This window comes from Streptomyces sp. RKAG293 (assembly GCF_023701745.1).
In the GTDB taxonomy this organism is placed as follows: domain Bacteria; phylum Actinomycetota; class Actinomycetes; order Streptomycetales; family Streptomycetaceae; genus Actinacidiphila.
Genome location: NZ_JAJOZB010000001.1, coordinates 5539268 through 5557593 on the forward strand (window position 1 = coordinate 5539268; position 18326 = coordinate 5557593).

General features: G+C 71.3%; 19 protein-coding genes and 1 pseudogene. 8 read left to right on the forward strand and 12 right to left on the reverse strand.

Annotated elements, in window-relative coordinates; all coding sequences use genetic code 11:
* Window positions 1–3 precede the first annotated feature (3 nt).
* Window positions 4–888 carry a helix-turn-helix transcriptional regulator gene (locus tag LNW72_RS24835; RefSeq protein WP_250977391.1) on the reverse strand — a complete coding sequence of 295 codons (885 nt, stop codon included), beginning with the start codon at window positions 886–888 and terminating at the stop codon, window positions 4–6.
* Window positions 889–1151: 263 nt separating this feature from the next.
* On the opposite strand from LNW72_RS24835, the gene LNW72_RS24840 reads away from it, so the two are divergent.
* Complete coding sequence (locus LNW72_RS24840; RefSeq protein WP_250977392.1) at window positions 1152–1580, forward strand: ATP-binding protein; 429 nt, start codon at window positions 1152–1154, stop codon at window positions 1578–1580.
* Between the two features lie 166 nt (window positions 1581–1746).
* Here the strand turns inward: LNW72_RS24840 and LNW72_RS24845 are convergent, their stop codons facing one another.
* A complete protein-coding gene (locus LNW72_RS24845) occupies window positions 1747–3090 on the reverse strand; it encodes an MFS transporter (RefSeq protein WP_250977393.1) in 1344 nt (447 codons plus the stop codon).
* Between the two features lie 92 nt (window positions 3091–3182).
* Between LNW72_RS24845 and LNW72_RS24850 the strand changes: the two genes are divergently transcribed.
* On the forward strand, window positions 3183–4169 hold the full coding sequence (locus tag LNW72_RS24850) for a LysR family transcriptional regulator (RefSeq protein ID WP_250977394.1): 987 nt from the start codon (window positions 3183–3185) through the stop codon (window positions 4167–4169).
* 317 nt (window positions 4170–4486) lie between these two features.
* On the forward strand, window positions 4487–4867 hold the full coding sequence (locus LNW72_RS24855) for a DUF6247 family protein (protein WP_250977395.1): 381 nt from the start codon (window positions 4487–4489) through the stop codon (window positions 4865–4867).
* Between the two features lie 4 nt (window positions 4868–4871).
* On the opposite strand, the gene LNW72_RS24860 is transcribed toward LNW72_RS24855, so the two are convergent.
* On the reverse strand, window positions 4872–5648 hold the full coding sequence (locus tag LNW72_RS24860; RefSeq protein WP_250977396.1) for an alpha/beta hydrolase: 777 nt from the start codon (window positions 5646–5648) through the stop codon (window positions 4872–4874).
* 100 nt (window positions 5649–5748) lie between these two features.
* Between LNW72_RS24860 and LNW72_RS24865 the strand changes: the two genes are divergently transcribed.
* The 3 genes from LNW72_RS24865 (at window position 5749) to LNW72_RS24875 (ending at window position 8221) form a co-directional block, all read left to right on the forward strand.
* Window positions 5749–6915, forward strand: a complete 1167-nt coding sequence (locus tag LNW72_RS24865; protein WP_250977397.1) for an adenosine deaminase — start codon at window positions 5749–5751, stop codon at window positions 6913–6915.
* A gap of 104 nt (window positions 6916–7019) precedes the next feature.
* Window positions 7020–7367, forward strand: a complete 348-nt coding sequence (locus LNW72_RS24870; protein ID WP_250977398.1) for an ATP-binding protein — start codon at window positions 7020–7022, stop codon at window positions 7365–7367.
* Window positions 7368–7498: 131 nt separating this feature from the next.
* Complete coding sequence (locus LNW72_RS24875) at window positions 7499–8221, forward strand: hypothetical protein (protein ID WP_250977399.1); 723 nt, start codon at window positions 7499–7501, stop codon at window positions 8219–8221.
* Here LNW72_RS24875 and LNW72_RS24880 read toward each other — a convergent pair.
* From LNW72_RS24880 to LNW72_RS24900, 5 genes are all read right to left on the reverse strand, one after another.
* Window positions 8205–8405 carry a PspC domain-containing protein gene (locus LNW72_RS24880; protein WP_250977400.1) on the reverse strand — a complete coding sequence of 67 codons (201 nt, stop codon included), beginning with the start codon at window positions 8403–8405 and terminating at the stop codon, window positions 8205–8207. The genes LNW72_RS24875 and LNW72_RS24880 overlap by 17 nt on opposite strands.
* 91 nt (window positions 8406–8496) lie before the next feature.
* Window positions 8497–8994 carry a VanZ family protein gene (locus tag LNW72_RS24885; RefSeq protein ID WP_250980299.1) on the reverse strand — a complete coding sequence of 166 codons (498 nt, stop codon included), beginning with the start codon at window positions 8992–8994 and terminating at the stop codon, window positions 8497–8499.
* Between the two features lie 53 nt (window positions 8995–9047).
* Window positions 9048–9704 (reverse strand): hypothetical protein, encoded by a 657-nt coding sequence (locus LNW72_RS24890; RefSeq protein ID WP_250977401.1) that lies wholly within the window; start codon window positions 9702–9704, stop codon window positions 9048–9050.
* A gap of 5 nt (window positions 9705–9709) precedes the next feature.
* Window positions 9710–11206 carry a HAMP domain-containing sensor histidine kinase gene (locus LNW72_RS24895; RefSeq protein WP_250977402.1) on the reverse strand — a complete coding sequence of 499 codons (1497 nt, stop codon included), beginning with the start codon at window positions 11204–11206 and terminating at the stop codon, window positions 9710–9712.
* Window positions 11203–11880, reverse strand: a complete 678-nt coding sequence (locus tag LNW72_RS24900) for a response regulator transcription factor (RefSeq protein ID WP_187144990.1) — start codon at window positions 11878–11880, stop codon at window positions 11203–11205. The genes LNW72_RS24895 and LNW72_RS24900 overlap by 4 nt, the downstream gene beginning before the upstream one ends.
* Before the next feature lie 233 nt (window positions 11881–12113).
* Between LNW72_RS24900 and LNW72_RS24905 the strand changes: the two genes are divergently transcribed.
* The gene (locus LNW72_RS24905; RefSeq protein WP_250977403.1) at window positions 12114–12887 is read left to right on the forward strand and encodes a SigE family RNA polymerase sigma factor; all 774 of its coding nucleotides are present in this window, start codon (window positions 12114–12116) and stop codon (window positions 12885–12887) included.
* Between the two features lie 205 nt (window positions 12888–13092).
* Here the strand turns inward: LNW72_RS24905 and LNW72_RS24910 are convergent, their stop codons facing one another.
* Window positions 13093–13743, reverse strand: a complete 651-nt coding sequence (locus tag LNW72_RS24910; protein WP_250977404.1) for a uridine kinase — start codon at window positions 13741–13743, stop codon at window positions 13093–13095.
* Window positions 13744–13946: 203 nt separating this feature from the next.
* Here LNW72_RS24910 and LNW72_RS24915 point away from each other — a divergent pair, with 203 nt between their 5' ends.
* Window positions 13947–14339 carry a hypothetical protein gene (locus LNW72_RS24915; protein ID WP_250977405.1) on the forward strand — a complete coding sequence of 131 codons (393 nt, stop codon included), beginning with the start codon at window positions 13947–13949 and terminating at the stop codon, window positions 14337–14339.
* Here LNW72_RS24915 and LNW72_RS24920 read toward each other — a convergent pair.
* From LNW72_RS24920 to LNW72_RS24930, 3 genes and pseudogenes are all read right to left on the reverse strand, one after another.
* Window positions 14292–15806, reverse strand: a complete 1515-nt coding sequence (locus LNW72_RS24920) for a hypothetical protein (protein WP_250977406.1) — start codon at window positions 15804–15806, stop codon at window positions 14292–14294. The two genes, LNW72_RS24915 and LNW72_RS24920, sit on opposite strands and share 48 nt — an antisense overlap.
* Before the next feature lie 188 nt (window positions 15807–15994).
* Window positions 15995–16899, reverse strand: a pseudogene (locus LNW72_RS24925) (aldehyde dehydrogenase).
* On the reverse strand, window positions 16892–18322 hold the full coding sequence (locus LNW72_RS24930) for an aldehyde dehydrogenase family protein (protein ID WP_250977407.1): 1431 nt from the start codon (window positions 18320–18322) through the stop codon (window positions 16892–16894). The pseudogene LNW72_RS24925 and the gene LNW72_RS24930 overlap by 8 nt, the downstream one beginning before the upstream one ends.
* Window positions 18323–18326 lie beyond the last annotated feature (4 nt).

The window sequence follows — 18326 nt, forward strand, 5'->3', positions numbered from 1 at the left end:
GTATCAATGCTCCTTGATCGCTTCCTTGATCATGCTCAGGGACTCCTGTGGTCCCGGGGCAAGGGCTCGGAGGTCGGAGAACGCGTCTCCGTACCGTTCGACATCACTATCGCCGCGCTTGACCCACGCGTCCGCCAGGTTTTCCAGGTAGACCATCGGCTTGAGCGCGAGCCGCTCGGGGAACTGGATGACGAAGAACGACCCGTTCATTCCCGGGTGGGCGCCAGCGCGGAACGGGACGACCTGCACGTTCACGTTGGGCCGGGACTCCGCCACGTCGATGATGTGGCGCAGCTGATCACGCATGACGGGCGGATCGCCCACCTGTCGGTGCAACACCGCCTCGTTGATGATCGCGGTGAACTTCAGGGGCGAGCCCTGGCGGCTGAGAACGGCCTGCCGGGTGGTCCGGACGGTCACCAAACGGTCGATGTCCTCGGTGGAGCGCCCCTGGTGGGCCCGTTGGTGGATCACGCGCACATACGCCTCGGTCTGGAGCAGACCGGGGACGAACTCGGACTCGTAGTTCTGGAGCGCGGTCGCCGTGGCCTCAAGGTCCAGAAACGCCTTGAAGCCGGGGCCGATGACCGGCCGGTACTCCGGCGTCAGCCACCAGTCCTTCTTCGTCTTCGTGACGCCCGCGTATCCCTGCAGCCGGGCCCGGGTCTCCGGATCCGCTCCGTAGATCTCGCACAGGGCCATGACATCAGGGGTCTCGACGGACGAATTCTCCCCGGTTTCGAGCCGGGTGAGCTTCGACGGGCTCCAGATCAGCTTCTTGACCACTTGGGCACCCTTGAGGCCGGCGGCCAGCCGCAGTTGGCGCAGTTCGCTGCCTAACTGGAGACGGCAGAGAGCGGGCGTTGCCGCCTCCACGTCTGTGATCATCTGCTTCTCCTCCGCGCAGTGTTCCAGTGTGTGGGGGAAGGTTCCGCGCGTGCAAGGAACCTTCTGCGCCACAGCGGGAGATGTCGTCGTGGGGTGTGAACTCCCTGGTAGGACAAGCAAGTTCACGCGAAAAGTTGACGGCAGAATTCCGCTGGAGCGCTATCACCGTAGCGCCGGGAGTGCCACGCTTGCATGCGGTTGCTCACATAGAGCACGCACGACTTCGCCGAGAGTAACGGCTCCGGGATGACGGAGGCACGACGATGCAACAAGTACCGCGCAGCCGCGAAACGGCCGTGGTGACGACGCGGTGGGCGCCCTCACCCCGCTCGGTCGGCCAGGCCCGGCACCTGCTGGAGGAAACGCTCAACGACTGGGGGCTGGCAGGCCTCGTCGAACCGGCTGTGCTCGTCATCTCCGAACTGATGACGAATGCCGTGGTGCACGGGCGGGTGCCGGGGCGGCGGGTCGAGACGCGGGTCATTCGACTGGCGGGCGGCGTGCGCATCGAGGTGCATGACGCGAACGGGAAGCGCCCGGAGATGCGGCAGCCGTCCGAGGACGACGAATGGGGCCGCGGCCTCGCGCTGGTGCAGGAGCTCACCCGCGGATGCTGGGGCGTGAACACCCGCCAGGGCGTCGGCAAACTCGTCTGGGCCCAGCTCACCACCGACGGCACGCACCCCCGATGAGACCTTGCGGTGAAGTTCGGCGATCCGATCGAGCTGCCCGCGCCGTTCGGGATCACGCTGGAGACCGGATCGTTCCCGGTCGGCTGAGTGCCGGGCTCAGCCGACGCTGTGGCTTGGACGGAAGGGGGACGGGGCTGGAGGTGTAGGGGTCCGAAATGCTGCCGAGCTATTTGTGAGCCGCCAGGCTCGTAAATAGTCGATTTCGGACCCCTGCACCGGAAGGCCCGGCGCCCGACCCACCACCGGCCCGAGCAGTAAGCACAGCGCGCCGCGTCGCGTACAGGGTGATCCCCGCCACCCCCACCAGCGCCGAAAGACTCAGAGCCACCGTTCCGTCCCAGCCCGCCGCGTGGAACGCGGACGCGCCCACCGTTCCGCCCACGCTGTTCCCTATGTAGTACGCCGTCAGGTACAGCGCCGAGGCCTGCGCCCGGCCCGTCGTCGCCGTCCGGCTCACGGAGGACGACGCCACGGCGTGGCCGGTGAAGAAACCACCGGTGATCAGCACCAGCCCGGCCAGAACGAGAACCAGCGACGTCGACAGAGTCAGCAGAAGCCCGGCCGCCGCCAAACTCACCGCCACGTACAGCGCCCCCCGCCGGCCGACCCGGCCAAGGAGCACGCCGGAGCCCGCCGATGCCGCCGTCCCGACCAGGTAGACGAGGAAGATCAGGCCGACCGCGGTCTGCGAGAGCCCGAACGGCTCGGCCATCAGGCGGTACCCCAGGACCGTGTAGACCGCGCCGAACACGGCCATGAAGAGCAGGCCGATCGCGTAGAGCCTGCGCAGCAGCGCGTTGCCGAGGTGGCCGGTGACGGTGCGGAGGAGGGCGGCCGGGTTGACCGGGCCGGGCTGGAAGTTCCGGGCCGGCGGGACCAGGAGGCGGAACGCGACCGCGCAGGCGAGCGCGATGAGGCCGACGACGAAGAGCGCGGTGCGCCAGCCGAGTGCCTGGGAGACCGCTCCGGAGAACACCCGCGAGCTCATGCCGCCGATGCTGTTGCCCGCCACGTACAGGCCGATCGCGGAGGCCACCGCCTTGGGGTGGATCTCCTCGGCGAGGTACGCCATGGCGGTCGCGGGGAGGCCGGCGAGGGCTACGCCCTGTACGGCGCGCAGCGCGACGAGCGTGGTGAGGTCCGGGGCGAACGGGATCACGAGGGCCAGGAGGGCCGCGCTGAAGACGGACGCGGTCATGACCGCCGTACGGCCGTACTTCTCGCTGAGCGCGCTCACCGGCAGCAGCGCGATGGCGAGCGCGGCGGTGGTGGCGGTGACCGTGAGGCTCGCCTGGGCGGGGGTCAGCGCGAGGTCGGTGGAGATCGCGGGAAGCAGCGCCTGCGTGGAGTACAGGAGCGCGAACGTGGCCAGACCGGCGGCGAAGAGCGCGAAGTTGGCGCGGCGGTAGCCGGGGCTGCCGGGGCTGAGCTTGGCGGTGGTGTCGGGGGACGGCGGAGCAGAGGCGCCCGCGCGCTGTGCGGCGGACGCCTCCGTATCGGCGGGAGGCATGCCTTGAATCTAGGACCGCCACTTTTATGCGTCCAATGCACAAACGGTGCAGTATTGATGCTGTGACGCATGAGCAGAGGTCAGCGGGGTCGATGTCATCGCCCCGCAACGGAAAAGACACTTCCGTAACAGGGCGGCCGCCGGTCGCGGTGCCGACCGTCGCGGACCTGGACGGCGAGTCCTGGGCGGCGGTGCTGGCGCCCCGCCTCGCGCAGTTCGCCGCTGTGGCGCGGCATGAGCATGTGACGCGCGCCGCGCAGCAACTCGGGATGCCGCAGTCGACGTTGAGCCGTGCCATGGTCCGGCTGGAACAGGATCTGGGGGTCGCGCTGTTCGCCCGCCGGGGCCGCAACGTCCAGCTGACCCGCGCGGGTCACACGTTCCTGGCGTCGGCCGAGCGCGCGCTCGGCGAGGTGGAGCGGTCCGCCGAGGCGGTACGGGTGGACGCCGATCCGCACACGGGCAAGGTCGCGTTCGGCTTTCTGCACACGCTCGGGTCCGAGACCGTCCCGTCCCTGCTGCGGGGTTTCCGGGCGGACTATCCGCGCGTGCAGTTCCAGCTGGTGCAGAACTACGCGGAGGCGATGCTGGAGCGGCTGCGCGCCGGCGAGCTGGACCTGTGCCTGACGTCGCCGCCGCCCGACGCCCCGGACCTGGTGGTCCGGCGGCTCGACGAGCAGCGGCTGCGGCTGGTGGTCCCCGCCGACCACCGGCTGGCGACGCGCAAGCGGGTCCGGCTCGACGAGGCCGCGGGCGATCTGTTCGTCGCCCTCGAACCGGGCTACGGACTGCGCCGGATCACCGACGACCTCTGCGCCGAGGCGGGCTTCGTGCCGCGGCTCGCGTTCGAGGGCGAGGAGGCGGAGACGCTGCGGGGGTTGGTGGCGGCGGGGCTGGGCGTGGCGCTGCTGCCGCCGCCCGCGGTGCCGCGGCCGGGCGTGGTCGAGCTGACGGTGTCGGCGCCGCGCGCGGTGCGGTACATCGGGGTGGCGTGGCTGGACGGCCATCCGGACACGGCGCCGGTGGCGGCGTTCAAGAAGTTCCTGCTGTCGCGCCGGGGCCAGCTCCTGCCGCGGTAGGTGGGGGGTGCGGGGGCCGGGTCCTCCGGGGCGGGGCTTCGAAATCGACTATTTACGGGCGTGGCCGCCCACAAATAGCTCGGCAGCATTTCGAAACCCCACCCCTGCGGACCCGTCCCCCTCACGTCACGACCACTCGTGCCCCTGCGGCCCGGCGCGAAGGCGTCAGGCCCGAAGGGACTGTCCGAGCCCTGACGCCAGCGGCATCCGCAGTCCCAGCGGCGCGGAGCCTCTGTGCGGAACCCTCGGCGGGTAGCGTGCAACGGCAAGTCAGGCTCTGGTCGCTTCGTCGGCTGGGCTCTTGTGAAGGAGGACCTGTGACCGCGCAATACCCAGAGGATGACGAGCCGCTCATCCCGCTGCCGCCACTGACGGAGGCTTCACTGAGGGTGGCAGTGAATCACCTCAGTCTGCCCAACGGGGTCCAGTTCGAAGGGGAAATGCGGACCGCCTGGGAGACGGCGATCCAGACTTCCAGCCTGGCGCCCATGCATGCCTTCCTGCGGAAGTGGGGGGTGTGGGTGGCGATCAACCGCTACCCCGCCCGTGTAGCTCGGTTGCATGAATGCGAGCGGATCTTCGCGGAGTCCGAGGAGCGGGCCGCGCGGAGGGCGGCGACTGCGGAGATCGGCGCGATGCTGCGGCAGGTGGAGCGGGAGATCAAGAACTACGTTGACGTGGCAGATCCCCAGGCGTGAACGCTCACGCCCGGAGGGACTGGCCGAAGCCGGAGGCGAGTGGCATGCGCAGGCCCAGCGGCGGTGGAGCCGCCAGTGCGTCCGCGATGGGGCGGGCGAAGGGGCGGTCGAGGAGGGCGCCCAGGGTGAAGTCGGTGGTGAGGGCGAAGATTTCGGCGCGGTGTTGGTGGAGGGTGTGGCCGTCGGTGTGGACCTCGAAGCGGCAGACGTCGCGGTTGACCTTCTTGGCGCGTTCCGCGAGGAGGTAGGAGAGCTCGGGATCGGTGGCGAAGTCGTCGGTGCCGTGGGCTATGAGGACCTGGCGGCCGATGAGCTGTTTCACCGGATCGGGTTCCTCGCCGGGCGGCAGCCAAGGGGACAGCGCCACAACGGAGTTGACGGCGGGGTGGCCCGCCGCGTGCAGGGCCGCGCGGGCGCCCATGTCCATGCCGACGAGGCAGACCGGGACATCGCCGTAGCGGCGGACGATCTCGCCGACGGCCCATGTGGCGTCCTCCGCCGGGTGGGCGTTGCCGCCGTTCCAGCCGCGGTAGCGGTAGTGGACGACATGGGCGGCGAGACCGTCGGCCCGGCCCTCGCGCACCAGGTGGCGGGCGAGCGGCCACATGAGGGCGGCGGCGAGGGGGGAGCGGCGGCGGGTGCTGGTGGCGTCGCCGCCGGGGAGGACGAGGACGACGGCGCGGACCGTCTCCGCGGTCTCGCGCCGTGGGGCGGGAACGAGTCCCGGCGCGACCGGCCGGCCGAGCCGGGCACCCCGCGCCGTTAATGCTTGCGAAGCCATGGCCCAACGATGGCAGACGGAAGGGTGTGCGCTACATGTCCGTGCGGAAAATAATCCGTCCCGGGAGGTGATCTACGCGCGTAGGCGGTATCGTTCGTGAATGCAGAGCCAGAAAACGAGCACCCCGACCCCGGACCAGATCCGTCGCGCGCCCAAGGTGCTCCTCCATGACCACCTCGACGGCGGGCTGCGCCCCGGCACGATCGTCGATCTCGCCCGCGAAACCGGATACACCGGTCTCCCCGAGTCCGATCCGGACAAGCTCGGCACCTGGTTCCGCGAGGCCGCCGACTCCGGCTCCCTGGAGCGGTACCTGGAGACGTTCGCCCACACCTGCGCGGTCATGCAGACCCGCGAGGCGCTGGTGCGGGTCGCCGCCGAGTGTGCCGAGGACCTCGCGGCCGACGGTGTCGTGTACGCGGAGATCCGCTACGCCCCCGAGCAGCACCTCGAAGCCGGACTGACCCTCGAAGAGGTCGTCGAAGCGGTCAACGAGGGCTTCCGTGAGGGCGAGCGCCGGGCCCGTGAGGACGGCAACCGCATCCGCGTCGGCGCGCTGCTGACCGCGATGCGGCACGCGGCCCGCTCGCTGGAGATCGCCGAACTCGCCAACCGCTACCGGGACCACGGCGTCGTCGGCTTCGACATCGCGGGCGCCGAGGCGGGCTTCCCGCCCACCCGGCACCTGGACGCCTTCGAGTACCTCAAGCGGGAGAACAACCACTTCACGATCCACGCCGGCGAGGCCTTCGGGCTGCCGTCGATCTGGCAGGCGCTGCAGTGGTGCGGCGCCGACCGGCTCGGGCACGGGGTGCGCATCATCGACGACATCCAGGTCGCCGAGGACGGTGCGGTCAAGCTGGGCCCGCTCGCCAGCTACGTCCGCGACAAGCGGATCCCGCTGGAGATGTGCCCGTCGTCCAACCTGCAGACGGCGGCCGCCGCCTCGTACGCCGAGCACCCCATCGGGTTGCTGCGCCGGCTGCACTTCCGGGTCACGGTGAACACCGACAACCGGCTGATGAGCGGCACGAGCATGAGCCGTGAGTTCGAGCACCTGGTCGAGGCTTTCGCGTACTCCCTCGATGACCTGCAGTGGTTTACGGTCAATGCGATGAAATCAGCATTCATCCCTTTCGATGAACGTCTCGCGATGATCAATGACGTAATCAAGCCCGGATACGCCGAACTGAAGGCGGAGTGGCTGTTCCAGCAGGCCGCCGCCACACCGGCGCTGGCCAGCGGTTCTGCCACGCCGCAGGGCTGATCGGGAAACCTTCGGGCGTGGCCGTGACCCCCGGGTTACGGCCACGCCCGTACATATTTTCCCCGCTTGCACCCTTCGTGATGTCATGACTACGTTCCGGAGCCATGACGACCCGAACCATGAAGACCCTTGGTGCCGCCGCTCTCGGCGTCGCCTTCGCCGCCGCTGCCGCAGGCTCCGCCTCGGCCGCCGCCCTCCCCGCCGTCGACGCCCTGGGCACGGTGGGCCAGCTGGCCGGCCAGCTGCCGACCGGCCAGGTCACCGACGCCCTGCCCGGTCTCAGCACGGCCACCGAGTCCACCAAGACGGTGCTCACCGGAAGCGGCTCCACGCTGCCGGAGGCCCAGAAGGACCCGGTCGGCGGCCTCCTCGGCGGTCTGCCGGTCGGGGGCAAGCAGCTGCCGACCGGCCCGATCTCCAGCAACGCGCTGCCCGGCGGCCTGCTCGGCTGACCCTCCACACCCACCCCGCGGTGCCCAGCCGCGGACCGACCAGCGACCGCTCAGCGCATCGTGACGCGGCGACGGGCCGTACCCTGCCTTCCCGGCGGAGTACGGTCCGTCGCTCTTGCTACGCTCCGCGCGTGCACATTCCCCAGAAGATCGCCGGGTTCGCGCTGCTCGCACCGCTGTTGCTCGTCACGGCCTGCAGCGGATCGGCCGGCGGCGACACGGCCGGGGCCTCCACCGGGCCCGGCGCCACCACGCCGGCCGCGCTGCCCGCGCGCACCGCGCTGGAGCGGACGGCGCTCGTGCCGGGGGACGTGCCGGGCTTCACGGTGACCGCGGGCGACGCCGCAGGTGCGGCGGCCGACGCGACGGTGGCCGACAAGCGCGCGTGCCAGCCGCTCGCCGATCTGCTCTCCGGGCGTCCGCCGGCCGGTGCCAAGGAGACCGTCCCGAGGGCGCTCGCCCCGGCCGGCCAGAAGATGCCCGGCGCTGGCGTCACCGTCACGCTCTCCGGCTACGGCGGCGGGGGAGCGCAGAAGGCGGTCACGGCCCTGCGGACCGCGGTGCACGCGTGCGCGGCGGGGTTCAAGCCGGTCATCGGGGGCGTCACCGGTGTGCCTGTGGCGGTCGCCCCGCGCCCCGCGCTCAAGCTGGGCGACGACGATCTGCGGTTCGCGCTCGGCTTCGCGGCGGGCGGCAGCGGCGCACGGCAGGACTTCGTCGTGATCCGTACCGGCTCGACCGTCAGCATCTTCCGCGGCGCGGACGTCACCCTGGCGAAGAGCTACGACGTGCCGGCCGCGGTGGTGACCGCGCAGCTGAAGAAGCTGGGCGCGCCGGTCACCAAGCGGCGGTAGCGGACTTCTCCGCCGGGAGCATCACCCACAGGGCGATGTACAGCAGGAACTGCGGGCCGGGAAGCAGGCACGACAGCAGGAAGATCACCCGCATCGTCGTGGCGGAGGTGCCGAACCGGTTGGCCAGCGCGGCGCAGACGCCACCGATCATGCGGCCGTGGCTGGGGCGGGCGAGGCTGCTCATCTCGTACTCCTGTCGGAAGGTCGGATGCCGGACGGTTCCGGTGTTCCGATGTCTCCAACGCTACGAGTACATACCCCGTCGAATCATCGCTCTACGGGGCGATCCCGACCCTGGGAGTCGTCGGGGACGATCCCTGAGGCCGGGCCCGGGGTCCGCTCCGGGTGAGCGCACCGAACCCGCGGCGGCGCAGCAGCCGCCGGGCCGCGGGGACGACCGCCAGATACGCCAGCGCGACGCCCGCGGTGTTCAGCAGCAGCGCGTCGATGTCGAAGATCTGGCCCGGCACCACCGTCTGCAGGAACTCCACGGACAGCGACACCATCAGCCCGGCGAAGACCGTGCGGGCGAAGGAGCCGATCCCGGGGGTGCGGATCCGGCCGCCCGTCATCGGCAGCAGGACACCGAGCGGGGCGAGCAGCAGCAGCCCCGCGAGGATCCGCCGGGCGGCCTCGAACGGGCTCATGGCCAGGTCGGCGTGGATGGTGCCGAAGGGTCGCAGATTGGGCGCCGACACCCAGGGAACGTAGTGCGGCCTGAGCATCAGCCATCCGACGAGGGACAGATGCACGGCGGTGAGCACCAGGCCCATCGCGCGTGCCTTCAGGATCGGAGCTTCAGGCTGCACGAGGGGAATGACGCCATTCACTTGACGACGGTTCCCGCCGTGTCCGCCGCGTCCGGCCTGGTGCGCAGTGCGGACGTGCAGAGGTAGCGCTTGACGGGGTCCGCGGCATCCGGACCGCCGAGCAGTACGGAGCGGTCCGCGAGGCCGACACCGGGCGCGGCCGTGAAGGTGCACACCAGCTGGGCCAGCGCGAAGGACGGCAGTTCGTCCAGCGACAGGTTCAGCCGCAGCGCGTCCTTCGGATCACCCGGCCTGGGGCCGGTGATGCCCAGGTTGCCGGGCACCTCGGTGGCGAACCCGGCCTCCGCCTCCCCGGCCGACGGCCGGCGCTGCAGCTGGCCGAGCAGCTCATGGGCGGCGGCCAGCCGGCTCACCGGAGCGGGGCGCGCCCCGCTGATGTCGGAGGTGGTGACGGTCCGGGTGACCTGCGCGGCCAGCGCGCTGCACACCAGGTACACCTTCACGACGGTGGCGCCGGGCGTCTCCGGCGGGACGGTCGCCGGGGGCACGGCGCACGACACCCGGGTGGGCGCGGGTCCCGCGTCCACCGGCACGGTGGTCGTCCGGATGCCGCAGCCGCAGGCGGTGGCGGTGATGAGCGCCGCGAGCAGCGCGGCGGTGCGGATCGTACGGGCCCGCGAGGAGCGGACGCCGTTCCTCAGGAGGGACGTCATGGTCGTCACGGTCGGCCGTCCTCGTCGCCGTCGGGCAGTGCCTCGGCGGGCCGCACCGGCAGGTACAGGGTGAAGACGGCGCCGCCGCCCGGCGCGTTCGCGGCGGTGATGTCGCCGTCGTGGATGTGCGCGTTCTCCATCGCGATCGACAGGCCGAGCCCGCTGCCCTCCGAACGGGCGCGGGACGCGTCCGCCTTGTAGAAACGGTCGAAGACGTGCGGCAGCACGTCCTCGGGGATGCCGGGACCGTTGTCCGCGACGGTGATGACCAGCTGGTCCTCGGCGGTCCGCACCGACACCCGGACCGGGGAGCCGCCGTGCTTGAGGGCGTTGCCGATCAGATTCGCCATGATCACATCGAGCCGGCGCGGGTCGAGGCGCACGAAGATGCCGCGCGGCGCGTCCAGCTCGACGGAGTCCAGCCAGGCCCGCGCGTCCATGCATGCGGTCACCATGTCGGCCACGTCGACCTCGTCGAGCAGCAGCCGTGCGGTGCCCGCGTCGAAGCGGGTGACCTCCATCAGGTTCTCCACCAGCTCGTTGAGCCGGCGGGTCTCGCTGACCACCAGGCGCACGGCTGGCGCGATCATCGGGTCGAGGGAGTCGGCCTCGTCCTCCAGCACCTCCGTGACGGCGGTGATCGCGGTGAGTGGGGTGCGCAGCTCGTGCGACATGTCGGCGACGAAGCGGCGGCTCGACGCCTCCCGCGCGCTCAGCTCCTCCACCCGCGTCTCCAGGGCCTCCGCCGCCTTGTTGAACGTCCTGGACAGCTCCGCCAGCTCGTCCGTGCCCGACACCTTGAGCCGGGTGCCGAGCTGTCCCTCGCCGAGCTGCTGCGCCGCGACGCCGAGCCGCTGGACGGGCCGCAGCACCGTGGAGGCGGCCGCCTGGGCCAGCAGGGCGGAGCCGATCAGCGCGAGCATCGTGGCGATCCCCAGCGACCAGGCCAGCGAGTTGAGGTCCTTGCGTTCGGCGTCCAGCGACTTGAGCATGTAGCCGGTCGGGCCGTCGTCCATGATCTTCGCGCCGGCCACCAGGTACGGCGTGCCGTGCAGCGAGATCCGCAGCCAGTGCAGGTGGTACTTGTTGTCCTGTTGCTTGTGCCGGGTGTTCACCGCGTCCTGCAGCGCCTTCGGCACATCGTCCAGGGTGAAGACGTCCCGGCTGGAGGGCGCCGCGCACGGCCCGTTGTCCGGGGTCCTGTCGATGAGCAGCACCGCGTAGCTGCCCGGGCCGCCCATCTCGTCGGCGGCGTCCTTCAGCCCCTCGCACGGCGGGTTGACCGGCAGCGAGGCCGCGTTGCGCTGCAGCGAGTCGCGGAAGTCGTTGAGCGCGGAGTTCTGCGCACGGGTCAGCACCGCGTCACGGTTCAGCCAGTACGCGATCCCGGAGGCCGACACCGCGGCGGTCAGCGCCACCGCGGCGAACACCGCGACCAGCCGCAGCCGCAGGCTGGTCCAGCGCAGCAGGCCGGTGGCCCAGCCGAAGAACCGGTCCGTCACTGCGGCGTGTCCAGGCGGTATCCGACACCGCGGACCGTACGGATGAGGGTCGGTGACGACGGAACGTCCTCGATCTTCGCGCGCAGCCGCTGCACACAGGCGTCGACCAGCCGCGAGTCACCGAGGTAGTCGTGCTCCCACACCAGCCGCAGCAACTGCTGTCGGGACAGGGCCTGGCCGGGCCGGCGGCTCAGCTCCAGCAGCAGCCGCAGCTCGGTCGGCGTCAGCTGCAGATCCTCGCCGTCCTTCGTCACCGTCATCGCCGAACGGTCGATCACGATGGAGCCGAAGGCCGCGGAGTCCGTGCTGTCGCGCTCACCGCGGCGCAGCACGGCGCGGATGCGGGCGTCGAGCACCCGGGGCTGGACGGGCTTGATGACGTAGTCGTCGGCCCCCGACTCCAGCCCCACCACGACGTCGATGTCGTCGCTGCGGGCGGTCAGCAGGATGATCGGCAGCTGGTCGGTGCGGCGGATCCGGCGGCAGACCTCGAAACCGTCGATGCCCGGCAGCATCACATCCAGCACGATCAGGTCGGGGCGCTGCTCCTTGAGCAGCTTCAGGCCGTCCTCGCCCGTCGCCGCGGCAACCACACGGTGGCCCTGGCGGGACAGGCCGAGTTCGAGGCCGGTACGGATGGCGTCGTCATCCTCGATAAGCAACAGGAAAGGCACGCCGGTCATTGTGACCTACCGGAAGCCCATGTATCGAGCACGGGGGGATCTCACCTCAAGGATCGGCCTCCGGCTCACTCTGCGTGTACCGGAAGTCTCTGTGACGGGCCTGTGACACTCGGCGGACAGCGCCATGAAACTGGCCCGGCAGTCTTATGGACCTAAGGCAGCGGCATCCACACGGAGACCGACGCCGAATATCACCAAGACGGTTCCACCGACGGGGGCGCGACATGAACGCACTGCACAGCACCACCACCACCGCAGTCCTTCAGCCGCGCCAGCACACCGCCGGCCGGAACGACGGGAAGTCCGGTGCCGCGAACGGACGGGGGTGCGCTCGCGGCACCGGACGACAGACGGCACAGAGCACCGGCCAGGTGACCCGCAACCGGCCGCCGTACATGACGGCGATCGAGGGCGGCGCCGGTGCACCGGCCGCCACGGCCACGGCCACCATTCCGGCACCGCGGCACGACAGCCTGGCGGAGGCGGAGTTCACCGCCTACGTCAAGGAGCGCCGCGCCTCCCTCTACGCCACCGCTTACCACCTGACCGGTGACCGTTACGAGGCCGAGGACCTGCTGCAGAGCGCCCTGTTCTCCACCTACCGCGCCTGGGACCGGATCAGCGACAAGGCGGCCGTCGGCGGTTACCTGCGCCGCACCATGACCAACCTGCACATCAGCGCCTGGCGCCGCCGCAAGCTCAACGAGTACCCGACCGAGGAACTGCCGGAGACGGTCGGCGAGTCGGACGCGATGGGCGGCACCGAACTGCGCGCCGTGCTGTGGCAGGCGCTGGCCAAGGTTCCCGAGACCCAGCGCACCATGCTGGTGCTCCGCTACTACGAAGGCCGCACCGACCCGGAGATCGCCGACATCCTCGGCATCAGCGTCGGCACGGTGAAGAGCAGCATCTGGCGCTCGCTGCGCCGGATGCGCGAGGACGAGGCGCTGAGCTTCGGCCGCGACGAGGAGGAGTCGTTCGGCGAGCTGGTGGCCTGACGATCCGGACCGTCCACAGAACGCCGGTCGGGGGACCGGTGGGGGGAACGGGGAAGCGGGGGGAACGGGGGATACGGGGGAACGGGGAGCGGGGGAAAAACCGGGGGGTACGGGGGAAAAGCCGCGGTCGGGGGAGCGCGGTGGGTGCGGGGCTGGGCAGTCCGGGGGGACTGCGTGGTCCCGCACCTGTTCTTTGCCTGGTCGGTTACGCGTCCACCGGTATGTCGGTCGGCCGGTCCGCCCCGCGCGGTGCGGACAACGGCAGCGCCGTGATCCGGCGCAGTGCCTCGTCCTGGCCGCACGGGTAGGCGCCCAGGGCCGTCTGCCGGGCCACGATCGCCCGCTCGCCGCGCATCAGCCGCCAGCCCCTGCGGAGCAGGACCGTCACCGACTTGCGGCCCTCGGCCAGATCACGCCGGAACCGCCGCCAGGCCGTGACGGCCGGACGGCCGCGCAGGCACAGGGTGTCCGCCAGCAGCCCCAGTTCGCGGCACCGGTCGGTGATGTCGGCCGCGAAGATGCCCTCGGCGACGAAGAGGGGGGAGCCGGTCAGTTCGACGTGGATCTCGCCGGTGATGGAGCTCGACGCGATGTCGTACTCGGGCACCGAGGCGCTCCCGGTCGCGCACAGCGTGCCGATCGCCGTCACCGCCGCGTCCGCGTCCCAGGACAGCGCCGAGTCCCAGTCCGTGCCGGCGCCGTGCGCCAGCTGGGGGAGGGTCGGGTCGTCGGCCTCCTTGTAGAAGTCGTCGAGGTGCAGCACCGGCAGTCCGGTACGGGCGGCCAGGGACGACTTGCCGGACCCGGAAGGGCCGGCCAGCAGGATCACACGCGCGGTGGACGGAGAGGAACTCACGAGAGAACAGTGTGCGGCATTGCGCCGACCGGGTGACCCCCTGGTCGGAGGTTTGGACGCTGTGCACTCGTCCAACTACCTTGTGTAGTCGAATGGCGATCCTTCGCGGTGCCGCGCCGTGAAGTGTCGCCGGGACACGTCCCCGTGCCGTGTTCCACCAGAGTTCCAGCAGATCACCGCACTTCTATGCCAAGCAGGTGGCCATGCCGAAGCACGCCCGTCCGAAGCTGAACTCCCTGCTGCGCACCGCGGCCACCGTCACCGTGGCCGCGGCGGCCGCCGCCCTCGCGGCGAGCGGCTCGGCGTCGGCCAGCTCGGCGCCGGCCCTCACCGACTCGGCCCTCGGCTCCGATTCGGCCGTCGGCTCGACGGTGGGCTCCGATTCGGCCCTGGGGTACGCGCTGGGCCCGGTCAAGCACCTGACGATCAACCCGCTGGCGAACACCGGCACGGACCCGCTGGACAACGTGGTCGCCCCGCAGGTGGCGGACTTCAAGCCGGTGTCGACGGGCGCCGTGACCGGGCCGCTCTCCCAGGGGGACTCGGTGTCAGAGCTGCCGCTCGTGGGCCAGCTGTCCGGGCTCCTGCCCGGCTGAGGAACCCTCCTCCACGTACGCCGCCCCCTGCGGGCCGGGTCCGGTCGCCGCTTCCGTTCCGGTTCTGGCCTTCGGCACGGCCGCGGCCGGGATCGCGATGCCGATCGAGGCCGTCGCGACGGCCACTTCCGCGCGCCGGCCGTCGGCGTCCTCCGGGCACAGACAGCTGGTGTCGGCGGCCTCCGCGACGTACAGCAGGGCGTAGCGGACCTCCTGCGGGTCGCCGGAGCGGACGGCGCGCAGCAGGGTGCGGACGACGCGGGTGGCCTGCACGGCGCGGTGCACGACGCGCGCGGCTGCCCCCAGGGCGGTGAGCGCCGTCACGACGATCCAGACGGTGGCGTCGCTGTCGTGGGTCCCCAGGTCGCGCAGCAGCACCAGGGCCAGGCCGAGGAGCGTCAGACCGCCGAACGAGACGCCGTCACGGATGGCCAGCTTCCGCAGTACGGAAACCCGCCACCAGGGCGAGTCGTGGAAGTCCGGCGGCAGATGGAGACGGCGGGCCAGCAGCCGGTCGAGGGGCCGGGCCAGTGACAGCACCGGGTCGGTGGACGGCCGTTCGGGCCGCTCGGGCTTCGTGACGGTGGCGGGGACGGCCTCCGAGGGCCGCCAGTGGCGGCTCCAGCGCAGCTGCGAGAGCCCGAACCCCAGCGCGCTCACCAGCAGTTCGGCGGCGCAGAGCACCCCGAGGATCGGCAGGCTGTCGGTGTCGAAGGCGTTGCCGCGCAGCGGCCGGGGCAGGGCGACGACGTCGATGGGCTCGCCGCGCCGGTAGTGCCCGTCGTCCGCCCGGATGCAGTCGACCTCGGCGTCCCTGCGGGAGCCGTCCCAGGGGTCGGCCCAGCCGACCCCGCAGTAGTCGTCCCCGGTGTTCGACGTGACATGGGCGGTGACCCGCTGGCCGAACACGGCGATCGAGGCCACCGGCACGGCACCGAGCAGCGCCAGGACGGCCAGGACGGCGCACCAGACCGGCAGCCGGGCCGGCAGGGCGCGCGGGGCCGGCCGGCCGGTGGCGGGCGCCTGGAGGGCGGCCCGCAGGGCGCGGCTGTCGCCGCGGGCGGTCTCGACGCGCAGGCTGCCGCCCGACGGGGTGCGGTGGACGAGCGCGGTCCGCACGATCCGGCGGCCCGAGCCGGGCGCGGAGCCGGCGCGGGCATAGAGGGTGCGTTCGAGGGTGCCGCCGGGCGGCAGTTCGAGCGGCGGGCCGTCCGGCGACAGGAAGTACAGCGGCCCGCCGGGCAGCACCACCAGCTCGCCGCGCTCGGACGTGCTGGACGGGCGGGTGTCAGGGGATGCGGACGGCGGCTCGTCGACGCGCAGCCGGCTGCGGATCCGTATCGGCCGGCCCGCGGCGACCGCGCGGACCTTGCGGCGCCCGAGCCACACCGGGACGGACGGCACCAGGAAGCACAGGAACGCGCTGAAGGCGACATAGGGAAGAACCCCGGTGAAGCCGTCCCACACAGGGATCCTCCGACGGTGGCGCACTGACGCGGGGGGACGCGGCGGCGCGGTGGACAGGTACCTGAAACGCAACACCCCCCGCGGGTCAAGCCTGCCCCGCGAGGGGTGCCGGTGGGCGGAGACCTTGCTCACACGAGCGTGAGCACCGGCGTGAGCGAGGTCTCCGTCCGGGGTTGATCGCAGGCCGGTCAGACGCCGATCGGGTGCCAGACGGTCTTCGTCTCCAGGAACGCCTTGAGGCGGTCCAGGCCGGGGTCGGCGGACCAGTCGCCGTCCTTCGCGCCGCGGGGGCGCAGGACGCGCTTCATGTTGTCGGCCGCCGCGATCTGCAGATCCTTCGCCAGGCCGTCGTCCGCGCCCGTCAGGTCGATCGCGTTGACGTCCTGGTGCGAGGCGAGCGACGGGGAGATCTCCGCCGTCCGCCCGGACAGGATGTTGACGACACCACCGGGCAGGTCCGAGGTGGCGAGCACCTCGCCCAGCGCCAGCGCGGGCAGCGGCGACTTCTCGCTCGCCACGACGATCACCGTGTTGCCGGTGGCGATGGCCGGGGCGATCACCGAGACCAGACCGAGGAACGACGACGCCTGGGGGCGAGGACGACCACGACGCCGGTCGGCTCCGGGGTGGAGAGGTTGAAGAACGGTCCGGCGACGGGGTTCGCCGAGCCGACGATCTGGCCGATCTTGTCGGTCCAGCCCGCGTACCAGACCCAGCGGTCGACGGCCGCGTCCACCTGCGCCACGGCCTTGGCCTTGGAGATGCCCTCGGCGGCCGCGACCTCGGTGGCGAACTGCTCGCGCCGTCCGTCCAGCATCTCGGCGACGCGGTAGAGCACCTGGCCGCGGTTGTACGCGGTCGCGCCCGACCAGCCGCCGAACGCCTTGCGGGCGGCGACGACCGCGTCCCGCGCGTCCTTGCGCGACGACAGCGGCGCGTTCGCGAGCCAGTTGCCCTTGGAGTCGGTCACCTCGTACACCCGCCCGCTCTCGCTGCGGGGGAACTTGCCCCCGACGTAAAGCTTGTACGTCTTGAAAACGCTGAGCCGCTCGGACTTCTCAGTCTTCTCGGACTTCTCGGACTTCTCAGACATCGAGGTACGCCTCCAGGCCGTGACGGCCGCCTTCGCGGCCGAAGCCCGATTCCTTGTAGCCGCCGAAGGGCGAGGTCGGGTCGAACTTGTTGAACGTGTTGGCCCAGACGACGCCCGCGCGGAGCTGGTTCGCCATCCACAGGATGCGCGAGCCCTTCTCCGTCCAGATGCCGGCCGACAGGCCGTACTGCGTGTTGTTGGCCTTCTCGACGGCCTCGGCCGGGGTGCGGAACGTCAGCACGGACAGCACCGGGCCGAAGATCTCCTCGCGGGCGATCCGGTGCGCCTGGGTGACGTTCGTGAAGAGCGTCGGGCGGAACCAGAAGCCGGCGGACGGCAGGTCGCAGGCCGGGGCCCAGCGATCGGCGCCCTCGGCCTCGCCGGCCTCGGTGAGCTCGGTGATGCGGGCCAGCTGCTCGGCGGAGTTGATGGCGCCGATGTCGGTGTTCTTGTCCAGCGGGTCGCCGACGCGCAGCGTCTGCATCCGGCGCTTGAGCGCGTCCAGCACCTCCTCGGCCACGGACTCCTGGACCAGGAGGCGGGAGCCGGCGCAGCAGACGTGCCCCTGGTTGAAGAAGATGCCGTTGACGATGCCCTCGACGGCCTGGTCGACCGGCGCGTCGTCGAAGACGATGTTGGCGGCCTTGCCGCCCAGCTCCAGCGTGACCTTCTTGTCCGTGCCGGCGATGGACCGGGCGATGGCCTTGCCGACCTCGGTGGAGCCGGTGAAGGCGACCTTGTTGATGTCCGGGTGCTCCACGAGCGCCGCGCCGGTGGCGCCGTCGCCCGTGATGATGTTGACGACACCCTTGGGCAGCCCGGCCTGGCGGCAGATGTCCGCGAAGAACAGGGCGCTGAGCGGGGTCGTCTCGGCGGGCTTGAGCACCACCGTGTTGCCCGCGGCGAGCGCCGGGGCGATCTTCCACGCGAGCATCAGCAGCGGGAAGTTCCACGGGATGACCTGGCCGGCCACGCCCAGCGGGCGCGGGTCGGCGCCGTAGCCGGCGTGGCCGAGCTTGTCGGCCCAGCCCGCGTAGTAGAAGAAGTGCGCGGCGACGAGCGGCAGGTCGGTGTCGCGGGTCTCGCGGATCGGCTTGCCGTTGTCCAGCGACTCCAGCACGGCCAGCTCGCGGGAGCGCTCCTGGACGATGCGGGCGATCCGGAACAGGTACTTGGCGCGCTCGGCGCCGGGCAGCGCGGACCACTTCTCGAACGCCTTGCGGGCCGCCTTCACCGCCCGGTCCACGTCCTCGGCCCCGGCCTGGGCGACCTCGGAGAGGACCTCCTCGGAGGAGGGCGAGACGGTCTTGAAGACCTTGCCGGCGGCGGCATCGGAGAACTGGCCGTCGATGAAGAGCCCGTACGACGGCGCGATGTCGACGACCGCGCGGGACTCGGGTGCGGGTGCGTATTCAAATGCCATGTCG